This window comes from Streptomyces sp. NBC_00306 (genome assembly GCF_036169555.1).
GTDB classification, from domain to species: Bacteria; Actinomycetota; Actinomycetes; order Streptomycetales; family Streptomycetaceae; genus Streptomyces; species Streptomyces achmelvichensis.
Window position 1 is genome coordinate 3,961,782 of sequence record NZ_CP108032.1, and the last position, 18,967, is coordinate 3,980,748.

Below are 18,967 nucleotides of genomic sequence, written 5' to 3' on the forward strand. Positions count from 1 at the left end.
GTGGCAGTAAAGGTGGGAAGATTCTGCTCACGTACCGCGCGGTATGTCACTACCCCCGGGTAGGGGAACTGGTCACGGACGGTGTCGCTCAGCGCACGGGAGACAGCTCCGGGTCCTCGCGGAGCTTGCTCAGCGCCCGGGACACCGCACTCTTGACCGTGCCGACGGACACCCCGAGCACCTCGGCGGTCTGGGCCTCGCTGAGGTCTTCGTAGTACCGCAGGACGACCATCGCGCGCTGCCGGTCCGGCAGCTTCATCACGGCGCGCCACATGGCGTCGTGCAGCACCTGCTGCTCGGCCGGGTCCGCCGCCGGTACGGTCTCCGGCTCCGGAAGTTCCTCGCAGGCGAACTCGTCGACCTTGCGCTTGCGCCACTGCGAGGTGCGGGTGTTGAGGAGGGCGCGGCGGACATAGCCGTCGAGCGCCCGGTGGTCCTCGATCCGCTCCCACGCGACATACGTCTTCGTGAGCGCGGTCTGCAGCAGGTCCTCGGCGTCGCTCGGGTTCGCCGTGAGCGAGCGGGCGGTACGCAGCAGCACGGGCCCCCGCGCCCGTACGTACGACGAGAACGACGAATAGCGAGCATGGGGCGCATGCCGTGGGCCGGCGCCGTACGACGGAGGCACCGGCACGGCGGGCCTCGAGACGCTTGTGCAGACTGGCGTGGTCATAGGTCCACGCTAGGAGCGGGTGCTACTCGGCGGATCGGCCACAGGTCCCGAAGGCATGTCCGCCTCAGGTTGTACGGCTGGTGCCGGCCTCACCTCCTGAAGGTGGAGGAGACCCTCAGGGGCAGTGCGCCTCAGGTCAGGGGGAAGAGGCCCTTCCGCCGCGACGGACACAGGCATCCGAGACTCGCGCCACCGGCACCAGCCGACGTTCGCGGGTCGCTCAGGCCAGGCCACGGGTTCCTCGGCCGCGGACAGGGACGCTCACGGGCGGATCCGGGCCACGGGAGCGTCCGCCATGCTGCGGCCGACGGTCAGCCGGTGACCGCCATGGCTCTCGGTGACGTCGCCGTCGTACTGGTGGATCCGCCGCTTCGGCCGCCAGGCGTACGGGTTCAGGACCTGCTCGTCGTACAGGTCCTCGTACAGGGCGGGCTCGGCGCTCCGGCGGGCGAACCACATCGCGGAGGGCAGGTCGCCCGTGCCGGCCAGCCGGGCGCGCTCCATGTGCAGGACCCCGGCGTCGGCGGTGCTGTGGAAACCGGGCACATAACCCCGGCGGCGTACCTCGCGGTCCCACGCCCGGACGAAGTCGAGCGTGGCACGGGCGCACGCCGCGTCGTCCACGTCGTACGCCTCCAGGTCGAGATAGAGAGCGCTGCCCCTGGCCATGCCGAGCGCCCAGGCACGCTCCACCGCCTCGTTGCCCTCCCGCTGCCCCTCGGCACCGGGGCTCGCGCCGATCACGGCGGCGCGTCTGCGCTCGTCCCGGACGCAGGGGGCCTGCGAGCCGGCGAACACGGGCAGCACCTGCCAGCCCATGCGATGCACCGCCGCGACCCAGTCCCGGGTGAGGTGGGGCTGCTGCGGGCAGCGCCGCCCGCGCCCGCCGTAGGACACACCGACCGCGCCGTACGGGGACGAGGTGCGCCAGGACCGCATCGCGGCCAGGGGCGGTGCCTGGCAGGTGTCGAACACCAGGCCCCGGAAGGTCAGGGCGGTGTCGGCGGTCGTGTCGACGACCGCGCCGGAACCCTCGGCCGGAGCGTCGGCGTTGCTGTTCGGCCGGACGTTGCCGTTCCGCTCGAAGCTGTTGTTCCGCTCGGTGTTCGTATCGGTGTCCGCGTTGGCGTCGGCCCTTCTGTCCGTGGGGGGTTGCGCCGCGCGGGCGTCGGGGGCGGCTGGGGCATCGACGGCGGCTGCGTACGCCGTGTCCCTGGGCGCGGACCGCTCGGGTTCCGGTGCCAGCAGCAGACCGAGCAGGGCGGTCAGCGCGAGGGCGACGGCGGCGGCGCATTTCCGTAGGCGCATGTGCCGAGTGAACGGCGGGCGGGGCGGCCGGGCCACCGCTCAGCCCGCTCGCTCAGCCGTCCGCGCCCAGGATCAACCCGGATGTGGGAACGCCGGTGCCCGCGGTGACCAGAGCCCTGGCCGCGTCCGGTATCTGGTTCACCGAGGTGCCCCGTATCTGGCGGACCGCCTCCGCGATCCCGTTCATCCCGTGCAGATAGGCCTCCCCCAGCTGTCCGCCGTGGGTGTTGAGCGGCAGCGCGTCCGCCGCCACGAACTCCGCCGCTTCGCCCGGTCCGCAGAACCCGAACTCCTCCAGCTGCATCAGCACGAAGGGGGTGAAGTGGTCGTAGATGATCCCCACGTCGATGTCCTGGGGCGCCAGGCCCGAGGTCCGCCACAGCTGCCGGGCGACCACTCCCATCTCGGGCAGTCCGGTGAGGTCGTCGCGGTAGAAACTGGTCATCTGCTCCTGCGCGCGGCCGGCGCCCTGCGCGGCGGCGACGACCACCGCGGGGCGTTGCGGCAGATCGCGTGCCCGCTCCGCGCTGGTCACCACGACCGCCTGACCGCCGTCGGTCTCCTGGCAGCAGTCCAACAGCCGCAGCGGCTCGACGATCCAGCGCGAGGCGGCATGATCGTCGAGGGTGATCGGCTTCCCGTAGAAATACGCCGCCGGGTTGCGGGCGGCATGGCGGCGGTCGGTGACGGCGACATGGCCGAACGCCTCGGGGGTCAGCCCATAGGTGTGCAGATAGCGCTGGGCCGCCATGGCCACCCAGGACGCGGGGGTGAGCAGCCCGAACGGGAGGTTCCAGCCGAGGGCCGCACCTTCGGCCGACGGCTCCCGGTGCTGCACACCCGCGCCGAATCGCCGCCCCGACCGTTCGTTGAACGCGCGGTAGCAGACGACGACTTCGGCGATGCCCGTCGCCACGGCGAGAGCGGCCTGCTGGACGGTGGCGCAGGCCGCGCCGCCGCCGTAATGGACACGGGAGAAGAAGGACAGCTCTCCCATGCCTGCCGCCTGGGCGACGGTGATCTCGGGGCTGGTGTCCATGGTGAAGGTGACGAGGCCGTCGACGTCGGCGGGGGAGAGGCCGGCGTCGTCGAGAGCCGCGTGGACCGCCTCGACGGCCAGCTTCAGCTCACTGCGCCCGGAGTCCTTGGAGAACTCGGTCGCCCCGATGCCCACGACGGCGGCCCGCCCGCCGAGTTCGTCCCTGCGGCCGATGCTCATACGGTGCCCTCCGGTGGAAGGGTCACCGTCACCGTGCCGGTGACATGGGTGCCGATGCCGTTGGCGCCGACGACCCGGACCTCGGCGGTGTCGCCGGTGACGGAGGCGATCGTGCCGCGCAGCACCATGGTGTCTCCCGGGTAGTTGGGCGCGCCCAGCCGGATGGCGACCTTGCGGAGAACGGCCCGCCCACCGAGCCGGTCCGTGATGTAGCGCCCGACGAGGCCGTTGGTCGTCAGGATGTTCATGAAGATGTCCGGGGAGCCCCTCTCCTTCGCCAGTTCGGCGTCGTGGTGCACGTCCTGGTAGTCGCGCGAGGCCACGGCTCCGGCGACGATAAGGGTGCGGGTGATCTCGATCTCCAGCGGCGGCAGTTCGTCACCGGCCTTCACTGGGCTCCCTCCTTCGCGAGCATCGCTCCGAGTTCCGCCAGCAGTTCGCTGCCGCACCCCTGGTACGCGTCGAGCTGGCGTCCCCACAGGAAGTGCCGGTGGACGGGGTGGTCCACATCGGCGCCGATGCCTCCGTGGAGGTGCTGGCCCGCGTGGACGACGCGCTTTCCGGCTTCGGACGCCCACCAGGACGCCGTGAGCGCGTGGGTGGTACACGCCAGACCCTCGTCGTACCGCCAGGCGGCCTCGTAGGCCGTGACGCGGATGGCCTCGGTGTCCATATGGGCGTCGGCGGCGCGGATCAGCACGCCTTGATTGGTGGAGAGAGGGCGGCCGAACTGCTCGCGGGTGGTGGTGTGTTCGACGGCACGGGCGAGCGAGCCGGCGCACACGCCCGCCTGCAGCCCGGCGAAGGCGATACGGCTCGCGGTCAGCACCTGCTGATACGGCCTCGCGTCTCCGATGTGCCGGGTGCCTTCGAGCTGCGCGCCCGAGGCGCCGACACGCTCCGCCGGGGTGCCGTCCAGGACGAGCCGCGCGGCCGACCAGGGCGCGGTGGTGTGCACCGGCTCGGTCTCCGCGTCGGCGACCCGCACCCACCACAGGTGCCGGTCCTCGTCGGCGACCAGCACATGCGTGGCATCCCGCAGCCAGGGCACCCAGCCGACGGCGCCGGTCAGACGTCCCTCCGTCCGGCCGGCGGCACCGGCGGACGGACCACTGCGGGCCCGCACCGCAGCGGGTTCGGTGACCGCTCCCGTCGCCACCACCGTCCCGTCCCGCAGCCCGGGCAGCAGCCGCTCGCGCTGCTCGTCCGTGCCGTGCGCGACGAGGGTCAGCAGTCCGTACGCACAGGTCGCCGCGAACGGCACCTGGGCCGTCGTCCGGCCCTGTTCCTCCAGCAGCAGCACCAGTCCCAGCAGACCGATGTCCTCGACGGCGGCGACGAGTCCCGCCGCGCACAGGGCCTTCCACAACTCGGCGTCCGTCCCGGTGCCTGCCGCGGCGAGCCGGTCGGGCGTGGACAGATCACCGAAGATCCGGGCCGCCAGTTCCCGCGCGGCGGTCTGCTCCTCCGTGGGCGTGAAGTCCATGGTCAGCCCTCACCCCCGGCCGTGTCCGAGCCGCCGTGCGGATCGCTGTCGGCGCCGGCGGTCCCATCGGCACCCGCTCCCGTGCCGCGGAAGACCGGCAGCTCCAACTCCTCGTCCACCCGCAGGAACTCCAGTTCCACGGGCATCCCGATGCGCACCTTGTCGTACGGCACCCCTGTCACATTGCTGACCATCCGCACGCCTTCCGCGAGCTCGATCAGCCCCACCGCGTACGGCCCGGTCGTGTCTCCGTGCTGATCGGGCGCGGCGAAGCCGGGGAAGACCGGGTGGTGCATCACCACGTACGAGTAGACGGTCCCGGCGCCGCTCGCCTCGACCGTGTCCCACCGGTCCGAACCGCAGGCATGGCATCCCGGAAGCCAGGGGAACCGCAGGGTGTCGCAGCCCGTGCAGCGCTGGATCAGCAGCTTGTGCTCCGCGACCCCTGCCCAGAATCCGGCGTTGTCCCTGTTGATCACCGGCCTCGGCCGCTTGGCCTTCGGCTTTCGCGCGGCCGGCGCGTATTTGAGGATCCGGAAGCGGTGCGTACCGGCGAGCTCGCCGTTCGCCCGGACGTCCATCCGTGTCGTGATGAAGTGGCCCGTCCCGAGCTTGGTCGTCTTGCGCTGCGACACCGAGTCGATCGCACCGTCGAAGGTGATCCGGTCACCCGGCCGCAGCGGCCGCAGATACTCCTGCTCGCAGTCGGTCGCGACGATCGAGGTGTACCCGGCGTCGTCGAGCAGTCCGAACAGCTCGTCGTGCACCGTCGAATGCGCCGTGTGTCCCGAGAGCCCGCCCATCGTCCATGCCTGGAGCATCGTCGCCGGCGCCACCGCGTCCGGGCCCCGGTACGCCGGGTTGGTGTCCCCCATCGCCTCGCACCAGTGCCTGATCATCGGCTCGTTGACCAGGTCCTTCCCGGCTCCTCCCGTCGTGGTCGCCCTGCCCTCGTACGCCTTGAGCCGCTCGTACAGCCCCGGTACGTCCGTGTCCGTCACCGCTGCCCCCTCGTCATACCGAGCCGCATCGTCGCGACGATCTCCCGCTGCACCTCGCTCACCCCTCCCCCGAAGGTGTTGATCTGCGCTGCCCTGTTCATCCGCTCCAGCTCCCCGTCCCCCGGAGCGCCTGTGCCGAGAGCCCCGGGCGATCCGGCCCGGACCAGTCCGGCCTCCCCCGCGATTTCCTGGCACATTCGATACACCTCGACCGCCGATTCGGTTCCCGCGAATTTCACCCCGCTCGCGTCGCCCGGGGCCGGACCGCCCGCCTCCACATCGCCCACCAAACGCCAGTTGAGCAGGCGCGTTGCCGCCAGCCGGGCGTGTGCTTCGGCCGCCCGGAACTGGACCCAGGGCTCGTCAATTCGGCGCCTGCCACTCACCGGATCGGGTGTACGGGCCCGTTCCAGGGCGGCCGCGAAGAAGTCCTCCGCCTGCATCCCGATCGCGGCGAGCGCCACCCTCTCGTGGTTGAGCTGGTTGGTGATCAGCCTCCAGCCGGCGTTCCCCTCGCCGACCAGGTTCGCCGCCGGCACCCGGACGCCGTCGTAGTACGTGGACGTCGTGGTCTGACCGCCCACGGTCTCGATCGGTGTCCAGGAGAACCCGGGCGCACCGGTCGGCACGAGGATGATCGAGATGCCCTTGTGCTTGGGCGCGGCGGGGTCCGTGCGGCAGGCGAGCCAGATCCAGTCGGCGTTCTGGCCGTTGCTCGTGAAGACCTTCTGGCCGTCGATCAGCCAGGAGTCGCCGTCGCGGACGGCACGGGTGCGCAGAGCCGCGAGGTCGGTCCCGGCCTCCGGCTCGCTGTAGCCGATCGCGAAAACGATCTCACCGCTGAGGATGCCCGGCAGGAAGGCCGACTTCTGCTGCTCGGTGCCGAACTTCATCAGGGTCGGGCCGACGGTGTTGAGGGTCACCATCGACACCGGGGCCCCGGCGCGATGGGCCTCGTCGAAGAAGACGAACTGCTCGTCGGCGCCGCGGCCCTGGCCTCCGTAGGCGACGGGCCAGCCGAGGCCGAGCATGCCGTCCGCGCCGATCCGGCGCAGCAGGGCCCGCTGCGCCTCCGCGTCCGCCGGGGGCGGCGGACCGTCCGGCATCAACGCTGTGAAGTACGAGCGCAGTTCGGCGCGCAGCAGTTGCTGCCGCTCCGTCGGGGCGAGGTGCACGGCGGCCGCCTCCCGGGCGTACGGATCGCGGGGGATCAGGGATTTCTGACTGTCCGTCAGATGACGCCACCCTGTCAAGGTCATGCCGCGCCCGCGATCGCGCGAGGCCCTCAACCAGATCCCCGAAACCGCGCCCCGCACAGAACCGCCTGCGCGACGGCACCGAAGTACCGTCGCGCAGGCGGTGGTTCACCCCAGGATCGAACCCCCCGTCGGGCCGGTCGTCACCACAGGTTCGTGAAGTTCACGACGGTCTTCGACTGATCGATGGCCGTGAACGCGGAGCCGTTCACGCTGGCGATGTTGCTGTGATTCGACGCGCCGGCGCCGCTCGCCACCTGCTGACTGGTGGTCGAATTACCCCAGTTGCCGCCACCGACCCCGCTGCCGACGATCGATGCCACCGTCGCGTTCGATCCGTCGTCCGCGAACGCTCCGTTGTCGGCCGTGGCGACGCCCGAGAACAGGGCGGCCGTGAGGGGCAGTGCTGCGACAGCGGCGAGGACGCGGGCGGTACGGATGCTTGCCATGTCATTTCCTCCAGGAACCGGAACTGCGGAAGTACGGCTGGTTCCAGAGCAGTTGGCCGACCGCCCCGGATCGTGGTCACGACGTCGCGATCTCAGAGTTGCCCACCGAATCCCCGGCGAACCGCCCATCCCGGAGCGATTCCCCCGCAAGCGTGATGACATGTCGATAAACCCCCTTCGTCGCCACAGAACCCCAGCTCAGCGGCGCAGAGGTGACAAAACCCAAGGGCCGCAAGGGATGAAGCGTTACGGCATATTTTCGGCCAATCTTTCCCCCTTCCCTTCTTCGAACGCTTGTACGAAAATGGGGCCATGGCCATCACCGACCGGCAGACCGCGACCCTGGCCCTCGCCCACGCCCTCTCCGCCGCGGAGCGAGGGCTCCCCGTCATCCCCCTGTCCCCCACGAAGCTTCCGGCCCTGCGCTCCCCGCACCACGGCGAGGCCGAGCCGGTCCTGTGCCGCGGCGAGTGCGGCCTCCCCGGCCACGGTGTCCACGACGCCACCACCGACCCGGCGGGCGTGCGCGCCCTCTTCGGGGCCGCGCCCTGGGCCACCGGCTACGGCATCGCATGCGGCCGCCCCCCGCACCATCTGATCGGCATCGACCTCGACACGAAGGCTCCGACCGACTCGGTCTCCGCACTCCAACACCTGGCGCTGCGGCACCTGTTCACCATTCCGGAGACGGTCACCGTGCTCACCCCGAGCGGCGGGCGCCATCTGTGGCTGACCGGTCCGCCGGACGTCGTCGTACCGAACTCCGCGAGCCGGCTCGCCCCCGGCATCGACGTGCGCGGCGCGGGCGGCTATCTGGTCGGCCCCGGCTCGGTCTCCGCCCACGGCGCGTACCGGCTGGCCCCCGGCACCGCCGATCTCTCGCCCGCTCCGTGCCCCCGCGCCCTGCTCCGGCTCGTCGCACCCCCCGCGCGCTCCCGGCACGCCACACGATCACGCCCGCCGCACGGTCAGGGCCTCGTCCAGTTCGTCCTGGCGGCACACGAGGGCCAGCGCAACACCCGTCTGTTCTGGGCGGCATGCCGGGCGTACGAGAACGGCATCGGGGAGGACCTCGCCGACGCCCTCACCGAAGCGGCGGTCCACGCGGGCCTGAGCGAACGCGAAGCCCGCGCGACGATCGCCTCGGCGGACCGGCTCACCACGGGCCGCGGCCGCTGAACGGGGGAGAGGGAAGGGGGAACGGGGAAACGGGGAGACGCGGGGGTGCCTCACGAGGGGGGCATCCCCGCCGCCGCCCCACCCCGTCCCGGTGTGGCCCACGCCACACGAATCCCCATGCGTGACCCCCGGTGGTCCGGGCACCAGCCCTGTCGAGGCCCCGTCGCGTATCCCCCGTCGCGACGGGGCCTCCCCCCTTGCCACCTGGGCCTTTCCCCACGGTCGAACGGACGGGCAGTCGGCCGCCGGACAAGCTTTAGGTAACAGTTTGACCCGCTCACTTCAAGCCCATAGGTTCTGCCCCTGGCCTGATCCATGAGGACGGGTCCACCACAGTCCTTTGGGGGGACGTAATGCACTGGTACCTGGACGTGCTCAAGAAGTACGCGGTGTTCAACGGGCGGGCCCGCCGCCAGGAGTACTGGATGTTCACGCTGTTCAGCGTGATCATCAGCATCGTGCTGGCGATCGTCGACGCCGTGGCCGGCACGAGCCCCATCCTGGGCGGCATCTACACCGTCGCGGTGCTGCTTCCGACGCTGGGTGTCACCATCCGCCGCCTCCACGACACGGACCGCTCCGGCTGGTGGATCCTCATCGGCATCGTCCCGCTGGTGGGCTTCATCGTCATGCTGGTGTTCCTCGCCAGCGAGGGCAAGCGCCACGACAACAGCTACGGCCCGGACCCGAAGCTGGTTCCGGCCACCTACTGATCGCCGCACCACCGGCCGCCGGGAACCGCTCTTTCCCGGCCGGCCCCGAGCGCCGTGCCCGACGAGCCCGTCGGCCACGGCGCTCGGCCGTTTCCGCCCCCTTCGGGGCGTTCCGACCACCCCGCCGCACTTCTGGGTGCCGTTTCGCTGGCAGGATCGCCTCATGACCGAATTCGGCTGGCGACGCGGGCCCGACGATCCGTTCCCGGAACAGATCCGCCGGGCGTGGCCGGCAACCGTGTCCGCGCTCCCCATAGGCACCCCTGTCACAGGTCAGGTCGTCGGCCGCCAACCGTTCGGCATCTTCATCCGCATTAACGGTTCTCCTCATGCGGTCGGCATGGCCGACGCCGGCTCCATGCCGGTCGGCGGAACCCTGCCGGCGCTGGGAGCCCAGGTCAGCGGCACGGTGGTCTGGCACACCGACAGCAGCTTCCAGGTGCGGATCCGGCTGAGCGAGTGGCTCGACGAGAACTGAACCGGGGCGGTGACGCGTCGGCAGTGGGGGCTGCCGACGAGCCTGCCCGCGGCAGACGGGCATCCTGATCGGCAGTGGCCGCGCGGTCACTACGCTGCGTCCATGTTCGAATACCACGGCTGGATCACCGTGCGGGAGAGCGCCGGCGCCGACGACGACGACCGCGAGGCCGATCGTCTGCGGGAGATCGTCGAGGGCGTCCAGCGCCGCATCCGGGAGATCAACAGCCCGTATCTCCTGGATCTGCGGTGGATGAACGGCGAGCCCTTGCTTCACCTGGGGGGCTTCTCCAACCACCGTGACAAGGAGATTCTCGGATTCTTCGCAGAGGTGGGTCGGCGGGCACCGGGGTCCTACGGCCTGCTGCACGTACGGGACGACGAGCACGCCGGTCGCGACAACGAGGTCCTCGTCCTCAGGCTGGTGCGCGGCGAGGTGACCGAACACGCGGAACCGTTGCTGTCACCCTGCATTCCGGTGCTGGAGGACCCGCTGTGACCATCGCCGACCGAGCGGGCCGGAGCCGCGTATCGAAAGGGGGCCCGTCCCCCCTCCGCGCCCGATCGGGCGGGAAGCCGCTGGGACATCGATGGTCGGCGGGCAGCGCCCAGCACAACGGCCCCTGACCGTATGACCTGGTCAAGGGCCGTTCAACTGCGGTGGGTGTGGGATTTGAACCCACGGTGACATCGCTGCCACGACGGTTTTCAAGACCGTTCCCTTAGGCCGCTCGGGCAACCCACCCACGCCCCGCCTCACCTGCCGCGGAACGGCCTACAGAGTACCGGGCCGACGCGGCGCGTCGCAGCACGCTTTCGATCACCGCCTCGGTCGCCACCGAGGCGGTGACAGCAGCCTTGTGACCACCGCGTGGAACGGCCCTCCGACCGCCGGGGACCGGGCGAAGCCCGCCCCTGTGGCTCAGCTGTCGCCCTGGCGTTCACCGAGTACCACGTCGACCGTCTGTTCCTTGCCGCCGCGCTCGTACGTCAGCTTCACCTTGTCGCCCGGCTTGTGATTCCAGATCTCACTGATCAGTGTCGGGCCGCTGTCGATCGGCTTGCCGTTGAACTTGGTGATCACGTCGCCCGACTTCAGACCGGCCTTCGCCGCCGGGCCGTCCGCCGTCACGGCCGCCGTGCCGCCCGCGCCCTCCGTCGCGATCTTGGCTCCCGACTCCTTGCCCGACATGTCGACCGTCGCGCCGATGACCGGGTAGACCGGCTTGCCTGTCTTGATCAGCTGTTCCGCGACGTTCTTCGCCTGGTTGATCGGGATGGCGAAGCCGAGTCCGATCGAGCCCGCCTGGGACTGGCCGAGGCCGCTGCCCGCCGACTGGATCGCCGAGTTGATGCCGATCACCGCGCCGCGTGCGTCGAGCAGCGGGCCGCCGGAGTTGCCGGGGTTGATCGATGCGTCCGTCTGGAGGGCGCTCATGTACGAGTTCTTGCCGCTGGAGCCGTCACCGGAGGCCACCGGGCGGTTCTTGGCGCTGATGATGCCGGTGGTGACCGTGTTCGACAGGCCGAAGGGAGCGCCGATCGCGATCGTCGAGTCGCCCACGGCGACCTTCTGGGAATCGCCCAGGGCCAGCGGGTTCAGACCCGACGGCGCGTTCTTGAGCTTGATCACGGCCACGTCGTAGCCCTCGGCCCGGCCGACGACCTCCGCGTCGTACTTCTTGCCGTTGGAGAAGATGACGGAGAGCGTGCCCCCGTCCGCCGCGGTGGCGACCACGTGGTTGTTGGTGAGGATGTGGCCTTCCTTGTCGTAGACGAAGCCGGTGCCCGTGCCCGCCTCGCTCTCGCCCGTGCCGTCGGCACCGCTGCCGCCGGCCTTCGCCTCGATCGTGACCACGCTCGGCAGCGCCTTGGCCGCGACGGCCGCGACCGTGCCCGGCTCGCGCTGGATCTCCCTCGGGGTATCCGCTGCGGAGACCGTCGTGGAGTTGATGCCGTCGTCGTTGCGCTCGGCCGCCCAGTAGCCGATGCCACCGCCGACACCGCCGGCGACCAGGGCGGCCACGAGGACGGCCGCTGCCAGTCCGCCGGATCGTTTCCGCCTCGGCCCTTCGCCCGCGTGCACCGGGGCGCCCCAGACCGGGCCGTCGCCGCCGGGGCCGTGGGGCGCGCCGGGGCCGTGAGCGCCATGAGGGCCGTGGGCGCCGCCGCCGTAGGAGGGCAGGCTGGGCGGGGGCGGCGGCCAGCCGGTGCCGGGCTGCTGCGATCCGGCCGGCGCCGCGGCGCCCACGGGATGCGACAGCGGCGCGGTGGCGTGCTCGGGCTGCGCGGAGTGCCCCGGACGCTCGCCCGCAGCCGCAGCAGGCTCGGCGGGACGCGTCACGTCGTGGCGGGGCGGGTCGGGATACGCGGCGGGCGTGGGCTCGGCTCCGGAGGGTCCCGAAAACTCGGGAGGGCCGGCCGGCACGGGAGGTACCGACGGGGCGGCCGGCCGCGCAGTGCCCTCGTTGCCCTCGTTCTCGGTGCTCACAGCTCTCTCCTCAGGTTCCACGTCGTGCGTCGTCGTGCTTCGTCCGGTGCCTGGCGGCGGTTCGTACTCCGGCCCTGGTCGGGCGGTGGTGGCGGGCGGCGTTCGGCGCTGTCTCGGCGGGGACCGGTCAGCAGCTGTCCGACGCAAGCTTTTCCCACAGCCCGTCAGGCCACTGTAAGCAGGACCTGTGTGTATTCCCGCAATCCTTTACTTCCGACAATCAGGACGCATCCCCAGAGCGCCGGACGGATCCGCCGCCGGGCCGCTTCCCGGCCTGGGATCGGCCCCCTGCGCACGCCTTCCCCGTCTCGGTGACACCATGACGCGGTGACCCAAGCACGGCAGCACAACATTCAGGTCGTTGCCCACCGAGGCGCGTCGGAAGACGCCCCGGAACACACCCTCGCCGCCTATATGAAGGCGATCGACGACGGTGCGGACGCCCTCGAATGCGATGTACGCCTCAGCGCCGACGGCCATCTGGTGTGCGTCCACGACCGCAGGGTCAACCGGACGTCGAACGGCCGCGGCGCCGTGTCCGCCCTGGAGCTCGCCGACCTCGGCGCGCTGGACTTCGGGACCTGGAAGGGCCGCGAGGACTCCGCCGAGAGCCCGGACTGGGGTGACCCGTCGCTCACCTCGGTGCTCACCCTGGAACGGCTGCTGGAACTGGTCGCCGACTCGGGCCGCCGTGTCGAGCTGGCCATCGAGACCAAGCACCCCACCCGCTGGGCGGGGCAGGTGGAGGACCGGCTGCTCCAGCTCCTCGGCCGCTTCGGCCTCGCCGACCCGCCGACGCCCGCGGACTCTCCCGTACGCGTCATGAGCTTCTCGGCCCGCTCGCTGCACCGGGTCTCGGCCGCCGCGCCGCGCATCCCGACCGTGTATCTGCTGCAGTTCGTCAGTCCGCGGCTGCGCGACGGACGGCTGCCCTCCGGCGCCCGGATCGCGGGGCCGGGGATACGGATCGTCCGCAACCAGCCCGGCTACATCGCCCGGCTTCACCGGGCGGGCCAGCGCGTCCATGTGTGGACGGTCAACGAACCCGAGGACGTCGAGCTCTGCGTCCGGCTGGGTGTCGAGGCGATCATCACCAACCGGCCGCGGCAGGTGCTGTCCCAGCTGGGCCGTCTGTAACACCCCTTACAGGGAGTGCACCGGCGCGTTCGGTTCGTATCCGATCGTTACGAGTGCGTCACTGGCCCGGCCTTGGCCGGTTTCCGGTCCAGTCCATTGGGGCATTCACACCGTGGCGTGGGGCAAAGGAGGTCTCGGGGGTGGCGTTTGTGGTGGCACAGGAGGTGCCCACGTCGTCGAGCATGGCCGTTCCCCATGGTCCTGCGGGCGTGGGGGCAGCACGACACCGTATGCAGGAACAGCTGCGCCGCAGCGGGGTGTCGGAATCGGTCGTCGACGATGCAGTTCTGATTCTGTCCGAGCTTCTCAGCAATGCCTGCCGGCACGGCAGACCGCTGGGACGTACCGAGATCGGCGACGGGGACATCCGCGCCGAGTGGCGCGTCGACCAGGCGGGCCGGCTCACGGTCGAGGTGACGGACGGCGGCGGTCCCACGCGGCCGGTCCCGTCCACACCGTCGGTGACCGCACGGGGCGGCCGGGGACTCAACATCATCACCGCGCTCGCCCAGGAGTGGGGTGTCCGCGACAGCGCGGGCGGCGAGGTCACCGTGTGGGTGATCGTGACGGAAGGGCACCGGCGCGAGGATTTTGCTACGCGCGTCGCAGGCCCGGGCTTCGACTTCGCCGAGGCGTACGACGACCTCGACTGACCCTCGGCGGAGCGAGCACGACGGCGCCGCGGGACCGAGGGGCACGACCACCCCTGGCCGCGACGGGCAGGGACCGGGTGGCACGAACACAGCGGTCCCGGCCGGCCTTCCGGTGATGACGGCACGACCCGGGTCCCCGGCGACCCGGACATGACCGATGCTCCCGACGAAGTGAGCACCGCCGGGGCGAGTGTGCGGCGCTGTGCCACCGTGAGGGCGGCGGACGGCTAGGCTCGCGCCCACACACAGCACCGCCGCAATCGGGAGAAGCCGCACCATGGCCAAGAAGCGCCCCCAGACCAAGGCGTCGAAGCCTCCGCACACGGACCGGGGCCGCGCCGCAGGCGCCGATGAACCCGTACCGGTGGTCGGGGCGCGTGAGCCCTGCCCCTGCGGTTCGGGCCGCCGCTACAAGGCATGTCACGGCCGCGCGGCCTCGCACGCCGTGACCGAGCTGGTCCAGCGTCCGTTCGAGGGCCTCGCAGGTGAATGCGACTGGGTCGCCCTGCGCGAACTGGTGCCCGCCGCGACGGTCGAGCTGACGCTGAAGGACGGACTGCCCGACGGCGTCCCGTCCGTGACGCTCGCGACCGTCCTGCCGATGGCGTGGCCCGCGCTGCGCCGCGACGACGGCTCGGTCCTGCTCGGCCTGCAGAACGACACGTCCTCGGGCGACCTGAGCCGCGACCTCGCCGACACCCTCAACCGCGCGCTCACCTCCCAGCCGGGCAATCCGGTCGCCGGGGAGCGGGTTTCCGGTGACGGTCCGCGACTTCAGGACCTCCTCGACCCGGACGCCGCGTTCGCGCCGGTCGTCCATTCCGGTTTCGAGTTCTGGATCCCGGACTCGGCGGAGAACGCCACGCCCGAGGTGTCCGCGTCACTGGAGCGCGCGAACGCCGCGGCGATCCCCACCGTGCGCCTGACGGGAGTCGACTCCGCCTACTGGTGCGAGACGCCGGACAAGAACCACCTGCGCTGGGTCATGCCGCACGCGGAGGAGAAGCTGCTGGACGCGCTGGCCCGGCTGCACGCCTCCGGTGCCACCTCGCTCGGCGAGGGGACCCGTCTGGTCGGCTCGTTCCGGGCCCACGGCCTGATGGTCCCCGTCTGGGACCTGCCGACCGGGATGGGCGCCGAGGAGTGCGAGAAGCCGGCGGCCGAGTTCGCCGAGCGGCTGTCCGAGGCGCTGGCCTCCGACGCTCCGCTTTCCCCCGAGGAGCGCCGCGCCCGCGGCGGTCTCACCAACCGCCAGGTGACCCTCAGCTGACATCCTTCCCGGCCGTGAGAAGAGACTGGTGACTCCGGTCACAACTCTCGCCGGGGGCAGCCGAATCGATGTCCGAATAACCGAGATCGAATTTGCGAACCGCCGATCTCTTGTTACCGTTCTGGAAGCCCGGTCGCTGGTGCATCCCCCGTCGCCAGCGACCGGGCGCTTCCATTTCCGCGGAGCGGTCCGTTCCGCGTGGACGCGTCAACTTCCCCCGCTGCCATGGGAGTTGCTCCCGGACCTCAGCAGCAGTGGCGCATCGTCCGAATCCTCGGCAGGCGCGAACTCCGCAACTGCCGAATAATCCCCGGATCCGCCCCGAGAAGGCTCCCGCGGTGTCTCACAAACACCCGGTTCGTCACCCGCTTCGACCGCACAGTTGGTCTGCATAGTGCGCCCGCCGGGTCCCATCAGAGTGAGTACGGAACGCAATTCCTCACCTGTTGCATTCCGGTAGTACGTACGCGCCCAGGCATCGCCGCTCTGCGTCAGCACACAGGTCTGCGCCTCGATCCCGCCGGGCGATGTCAGTTCCGGACCGCACCGTGCCGCGGAGGCGGGCGATACAGCCGAGCCGGCTGCGGCGGGCGGTTCGGTGGGATCTGTTTCGGCCGTCTGCGGATCCGGTCGCGTACTTGACTTCGCGTCGACGACGGGTCCCTGTGCGGCGGGCGCGTCCGGCCACAACAGGCCGTCGGCCGGTCCGGCGACGGCGGCCAGCGGCAACAGCGCGGCGACCACCACGACCGAGGCGATCCCGATCATGCGGAGATTCATGGCGCCCACCTGCCGACCGAGCGGAATTCCTGACGGTGGACCGACGATATCCGCGGAATACGGGCACGCGGTGCGCCGCACGCCCGTTTTCCCGACAACTCGGGCCGGCTCCAACCCTTACGAGTGAGGGAGCCGGCCCGAAGAAGCGCCTGTTCAGTAAGCCAGCCGACTGCCGCCGTCCGGCGCGCTGGTGCTCGCCTCGACCAGCGCGTCCACCACCGCCTCCACATCCGGCAGCCACGGTGCGGCGGAACCGGGCAAGGGAGCCCGCTCCCAGCGCACCTGACCGGTTCCCGCCTCCGCCGGAGGCAGCACCAGATATCCGCCCTCGCCGTGGAAGCGCAGCGAACTCGGCACGCAGTCCTTGACGAAGAGCAGTTCCCCGAGCTGTTCGAGGGTGTAGGGGGCCACGAGGAGCGACCACCGGGTGGGCGTCGCGACCACGGGGCCCAGCCGCATGTCCATGCGGTCGAGCGCCGAGAGCGCACGCGCCCCGGCCACCGCCGGCAGGCTCACCGCGCACGGTGCCCGTCCTCCGGTGGCCAGCACGATCGGAGCGGCCGGCCGGTTGGCCCACCACCAGCGCACCATCTGCTCGTCGGTCGTCGCCGCGAGAATGCCGGGGTCGAAGGGGTGCGCGCCGGGTACGACGCACTCGGGGTCCGGGCAGGCGCAACCGCGCCCGCGGTCACCGCGGCTTCCGGCCGCCTTCAGTCCCACACCGGGGAGGACGGGCCATTGCCACGCGGCGGCGTAGGTGAGCGCCGCCCGAAGCTGTACTGGCCCCCTCTTACGCCGGAACAGGAGCCTGCGTCGCCTTCCGAGGATCTCGCGCATGAGCGCTCGTTCCTTTCCGTTGAACGCCGAGGTCCACATCACAACATGTGTGCAGCTCTTCACTGTGCGTACAAGTCGGCGCATCACCGCCCCTTGCCGGTGGCATGGGCGACTCCCCGCTTCGTCTGCGGCAGGATCGCCGCTCGGGGGCCGAACGTGGGCTGTAGTCCATTAAACGCATGGCGAGGGGTGGCGCGCGCGTGGCGCTTGCCGTCCCGTCAAAACTTTTCCCCGCCACCCGGGGATGCGGCGCGGCCCACGGCTGTTAGGACGCCCGTGCCCGTCGCCAGGTTCCGGGGCGGAATCAACTGCCCCTGGCCGTCACCGTTTACGTACCCAGCACGTTTGGTATGACGCGTCCCTCTGGGGCCTGAGCCCTGGAGGGATCCACTGCCGAACGCCCTCAGTCGACCCCAATTCGCCGCCACGGGGTGCATTTTTCGGCCAAGTTCATGGTCACCTAGACACCACCAATCCCACTGGTCCAATGCTGGACATCCCCTTCCTTGTGCGTGTACATGTGGATGCATTGATAGCGGCGCAGAATGACATGGGGGTTTGCGATGCTATTGAGCGAAACGCACCAGTCGGAAAGCCGGCTGCCATGAGCGCCCCTCACCTGCCGAAAGTGGCTGGAATCGACTCGGCAGTCCCCAACCCCACGCACACTGCCCACTCGCTGCCCTCCCTGCCCACCCCTCCCGGCGCGGTCCTCCAGGACCGGCTGGCCGGCTGGGTCTCCGATCTCACGACCCTGCACGAGCTGACCGAGCGCCTGGCCAGGACCGGCACGCTGGACACAGCACTTCACGAACTGCTGCGCGCCGGCGCCGCCCTCGTCGGAGCGCGCCGGGGCATGGTCGTCCTCGAACCGGTGGCGGACGCCCGGCGCGCCGACTGCTTCGACGCGGACCACGGGCCTGCGTTCACCAAGGGCCTCGGACTCAGCCACGCCGAACTCGGGCACATCGAGACCGTCCCGCGCCTCGCGACCGCGTACGGCCGCATCCTGGACGGCCGTCGGCCCGGTGGACTGCCGGGCCCGGCCACCTCCCCGGAGGCCGTCGCCCAGCCCGATCTGCTCGCCGACGAATCGCTCGACCCCCTGCACCGCGACGTCGTGGTCCGCCTCGGCTACGCCGCGAGTTTCACCCAGCCCCTCGCCTCCGAGACCGCGGGCACCCTGGGCGCGGCCGTCTGGATGTACGACGAACCCGCCACCCCTGTGGAGCGTCAGCGTCATCTCGTCGGCCTCTACATGCGCTACGCCACCGAACACCTGGCACGCCTGCTGGAACTGGAGCACGCACGGGAGACCGTGGCGACCGTCGCCGAGGAACTGCTGCCGAGCAGGCTGCCCCGGGTGCCCGGGGTCCAGCTCGCCGCACGCCACCGCACGGGACCGCAGGGCGGGGGCGACTGGTACGACGCGCTGCCGCTGCCGGAGGGCGCACTGGGCCTCGCCGTCGGATCGGTCAGCGGATCCGGCCCGAGCGCGCTCGCCGCGATGGGCCGGCTGCGCGCCTCCCTGCGGGCGTACGCGGTGATGGAGGGCGAGGACCCTGTCGCCGTCCTGTCCGATCTCGAACTGCTGCTGCGGCTGACCGAACCCGCCCGTACCGCCACGGCGCTGTTCGCCTACGCCGAACCTGCGGTCGGGAAGATCGTGCTGGCCGGGGCGGGGCACACCCCGCCGTTGCTCATCAGCGAGCACCGCACCGAGTTCGTCGAGACCTCCCTGTCCGCGCCGCTGGGCATGCTCGCGTGCTGGGAGGCACCGAGCGTCGAGATCTCGCCCGAGCCGGGAGAAACGGTGCTCCTCTACACCGACGGACTGCTGCGGCGGACCGGTGACCCGATGGACCGGGCGTTCGCACGGCTGCACGCGGCCGCCGCGAGCGTGCCCCGGGCGGCCCGCCAGGACCCGGCCGCCATCGCCGACCATGTACTGCGCACGGTGCTCCCTGACGGTCTCGACCGGGACGGGACGGGAGAGGACGTCGTCCTGCTGGCCGCCCGCTTCGACTGATTCCTCACA

Annotated in this window: 19 protein-coding genes and 1 tRNA gene; 8 read left to right on the forward strand and 12 right to left on the reverse strand. The window is 71.0% G+C overall.

The genetic code is table 11. The features are described from left to right. Positions 1–88: 88 nt before the first annotated feature. The 8 genes from OHA05_RS17635 to OHA05_RS17670 all read right to left on the reverse strand — a co-directional run bounded on the left by OHA05_RS17635 (position 89) and on the right by OHA05_RS17670 (position 7,392). Positions 89–673, reverse strand: a complete 585-nt coding sequence (locus tag OHA05_RS17635) for a SigE family RNA polymerase sigma factor (protein ID WP_313945403.1) — start codon at positions 671–673, stop codon at positions 89–91. A 261-nt stretch (positions 674–934) separates the two neighbouring features. Further along, complete coding sequence (locus tag OHA05_RS17640) at positions 935–1,981, reverse strand: DUF1906 domain-containing protein (protein WP_328861113.1); 1,047 nt, start codon at positions 1,979–1,981, stop codon at positions 935–937. Between the two features lie 52 nt (positions 1,982–2,033). Next, positions 2,034–3,200: a lipid-transfer protein gene (locus OHA05_RS17645; protein ID WP_328861114.1), complete on the reverse strand. Its 1,167-nt coding sequence runs from the start codon at positions 3,198–3,200 to the stop codon at positions 2,034–2,036. Then, complete coding sequence (locus OHA05_RS17650; protein ID WP_328861115.1) at positions 3,197–3,592, reverse strand: MaoC/PaaZ C-terminal domain-containing protein; 396 nt, start codon at positions 3,590–3,592, stop codon at positions 3,197–3,199. Before OHA05_RS17650 ends, OHA05_RS17645 begins: the two co-directional genes overlap by 4 nt. Beyond that, entirely contained in the window at positions 3,589–4,686 is a 1,098-nt protein-coding gene (locus tag OHA05_RS17655; RefSeq protein WP_328861116.1) for an acyl-CoA dehydrogenase family protein, read from the reverse strand. The genes OHA05_RS17650 and OHA05_RS17655 overlap by 4 nt, the downstream gene beginning before the upstream one ends. 2 nt (positions 4,687–4,688) lie before the next feature. After that, a complete protein-coding gene (locus tag OHA05_RS17660) occupies positions 4,689–5,687 on the reverse strand; it encodes a bifunctional MaoC family dehydratase N-terminal/OB-fold nucleic acid binding domain-containing protein (RefSeq protein ID WP_328861117.1) in 999 nt (332 codons plus the stop codon). Then, the gene (locus tag OHA05_RS17665; RefSeq protein WP_328863417.1) at positions 5,684–6,862 is read right to left on the reverse strand and encodes an acyl-CoA dehydrogenase family protein; all 1,179 of its coding nucleotides are present in this window, start codon (positions 6,860–6,862) and stop codon (positions 5,684–5,686) included. The genes OHA05_RS17660 and OHA05_RS17665 overlap by 4 nt, the downstream gene beginning before the upstream one ends. Before the next feature lie 224 nt (positions 6,863–7,086). Beyond that, complete coding sequence (locus OHA05_RS17670) at positions 7,087–7,392, reverse strand: hypothetical protein (protein ID WP_313945397.1); 306 nt, start codon at positions 7,390–7,392, stop codon at positions 7,087–7,089. Positions 7,393–7,704: 312 nt separating this feature from the next. Here OHA05_RS17670 and OHA05_RS17675 point away from each other — a divergent pair, with 312 nt between their 5' ends. From OHA05_RS17675 to OHA05_RS17690, 4 genes are all read left to right on the forward strand, one after another. Continuing rightward, on the forward strand, positions 7,705–8,571 hold the full coding sequence (locus OHA05_RS17675) for a bifunctional DNA primase/polymerase (protein ID WP_313945396.1): 867 nt from the start codon (positions 7,705–7,707) through the stop codon (positions 8,569–8,571). Positions 8,572–8,924: 353 nt separating this feature from the next. After that, the gene (locus tag OHA05_RS17680; RefSeq protein ID WP_313945395.1) at positions 8,925–9,284 is read left to right on the forward strand and encodes a DUF805 domain-containing protein; all 360 of its coding nucleotides are present in this window, start codon (positions 8,925–8,927) and stop codon (positions 9,282–9,284) included. 163 nt (positions 9,285–9,447) lie between these two features. Then, positions 9,448–9,762: a hypothetical protein gene (locus tag OHA05_RS17685; protein ID WP_313945394.1), complete on the forward strand. Its 315-nt coding sequence runs from the start codon at positions 9,448–9,450 to the stop codon at positions 9,760–9,762. 102 nt (positions 9,763–9,864) lie between these two features. Further along, on the forward strand, positions 9,865–10,260 hold the full coding sequence (locus tag OHA05_RS17690) for an Imm7 family immunity protein (protein ID WP_313945393.1): 396 nt from the start codon (positions 9,865–9,867) through the stop codon (positions 10,258–10,260). Positions 10,261–10,419: 159 nt separating this feature from the next. Here the strand turns inward: OHA05_RS17690 and OHA05_RS17695 are convergent. Further along, a tRNA-Ser gene (locus OHA05_RS17695) sits at positions 10,420–10,506 on the reverse strand. 177 nt (positions 10,507–10,683) lie between these two features. Further along, a complete protein-coding gene (locus tag OHA05_RS17700; protein ID WP_328861118.1) occupies positions 10,684–12,252 on the reverse strand; it encodes a S1C family serine protease in 1,569 nt (522 codons plus the stop codon). Between the two features lie 327 nt (positions 12,253–12,579). On the opposite strand from OHA05_RS17700, the gene OHA05_RS17705 reads away from it, so the two are divergent. The 3 genes from OHA05_RS17705 to OHA05_RS17715 all read left to right on the forward strand — a co-directional run bounded on the left by OHA05_RS17705 (position 12,580) and on the right by OHA05_RS17715 (position 15,312). Beyond that, the gene (locus OHA05_RS17705) at positions 12,580–13,389 is read left to right on the forward strand and encodes a glycerophosphodiester phosphodiesterase (RefSeq protein ID WP_327682516.1); all 810 of its coding nucleotides are present in this window, start codon (positions 12,580–12,582) and stop codon (positions 13,387–13,389) included. A gap of 53 nt (positions 13,390–13,442) precedes the next feature. Then, the gene (locus OHA05_RS17710) at positions 13,443–14,042 is read left to right on the forward strand and encodes an ATP-binding protein (RefSeq protein WP_313945390.1); all 600 of its coding nucleotides are present in this window, start codon (positions 13,443–13,445) and stop codon (positions 14,040–14,042) included. Positions 14,043–14,319: 277 nt separating this feature from the next. Next, positions 14,320–15,312 (forward strand): DUF5926 family protein, encoded by a 993-nt coding sequence (locus OHA05_RS17715; RefSeq protein ID WP_328861119.1) that lies wholly within the window; start codon positions 14,320–14,322, stop codon positions 15,310–15,312. Between the two features lie 207 nt (positions 15,313–15,519). Here the strand turns inward: OHA05_RS17715 and OHA05_RS17720 are convergent, their stop codons facing one another. Beyond that, positions 15,520–16,092 (reverse strand): hypothetical protein, encoded by a 573-nt coding sequence (locus tag OHA05_RS17720; RefSeq protein WP_328861120.1) that lies wholly within the window; start codon positions 16,090–16,092, stop codon positions 15,520–15,522. Positions 16,093–16,245: 153 nt separating this feature from the next. Next, a complete protein-coding gene (locus tag OHA05_RS17725; protein ID WP_328861121.1) occupies positions 16,246–16,929 on the reverse strand; it encodes a bifunctional DNA primase/polymerase in 684 nt (227 codons plus the stop codon). Between the two features lie 487 nt (positions 16,930–17,416). Between OHA05_RS17725 and OHA05_RS17730 the strand changes: the two genes are divergently transcribed. Next, positions 17,417–18,958 (forward strand): PP2C family protein-serine/threonine phosphatase, encoded by a 1,542-nt coding sequence (locus OHA05_RS17730; RefSeq protein WP_328861122.1) that lies wholly within the window; start codon positions 17,417–17,419, stop codon positions 18,956–18,958. Positions 18,959–18,967 lie beyond the last annotated feature (9 nt).

What these genes read in the sequence shown, in the direction of transcription:
- OHA05_RS17635 (WP_313945403.1), bottom strand. Translation starts at nt 673, where the DNA reads ATGACCACGCCAGTCTGCACAAGCGTCTCGAGGCCCGCCGTGCCGGTG.
- OHA05_RS17640 (WP_328861113.1), bottom strand. Translation starts at nt 1,981, where the DNA reads ATGCGCCTACGGAAATGCGCCGCCGCCGTCGCCCTCGCGCTGACCGCC.
- OHA05_RS17645 (WP_328861114.1), bottom strand. Translation starts at nt 3,200, where the DNA reads ATGAGCATCGGCCGCAGGGACGAACTCGGCGGGCGGGCCGCCGTCGTG.
- OHA05_RS17655 (WP_328861116.1), bottom strand. Translation starts at nt 4,686, where the DNA reads ATGGACTTCACGCCCACGGAGGAGCAGACCGCCGCGCGGGAACTGGCG.
- OHA05_RS17670 (WP_313945397.1), bottom strand. Translation starts at nt 7,392, where the DNA reads ATGGCAAGCATCCGTACCGCCCGCGTCCTCGCCGCTGTCGCAGCACTG.
- OHA05_RS17675 (WP_313945396.1), top strand. Translation starts at nt 7,705, where the DNA reads ATGGCCATCACCGACCGGCAGACCGCGACCCTGGCCCTCGCCCACGCC.
- OHA05_RS17680 (WP_313945395.1), top strand. Translation starts at nt 8,925, where the DNA reads ATGCACTGGTACCTGGACGTGCTCAAGAAGTACGCGGTGTTCAACGGG.
- OHA05_RS17685 (WP_313945394.1), top strand. Translation starts at nt 9,448, where the DNA reads ATGACCGAATTCGGCTGGCGACGCGGGCCCGACGATCCGTTCCCGGAA.
- OHA05_RS17690 (WP_313945393.1), top strand. Translation starts at nt 9,865, where the DNA reads ATGTTCGAATACCACGGCTGGATCACCGTGCGGGAGAGCGCCGGCGCC.
- OHA05_RS17715 (WP_328861119.1), top strand. Translation starts at nt 14,320, where the DNA reads ATGGCCAAGAAGCGCCCCCAGACCAAGGCGTCGAAGCCTCCGCACACG.
- OHA05_RS17720 (WP_328861120.1), bottom strand. Translation starts at nt 16,092, where the DNA reads ATGAATCTCCGCATGATCGGGATCGCCTCGGTCGTGGTGGTCGCCGCG.
- OHA05_RS17725 (WP_328861121.1), bottom strand. Translation starts at nt 16,929, where the DNA reads ATGCGCGAGATCCTCGGAAGGCGACGCAGGCTCCTGTTCCGGCGTAAG.
- OHA05_RS17730 (WP_328861122.1), top strand. Translation starts at nt 17,417, where the DNA reads ATGCTGGACATCCCCTTCCTTGTGCGTGTACATGTGGATGCATTGATA.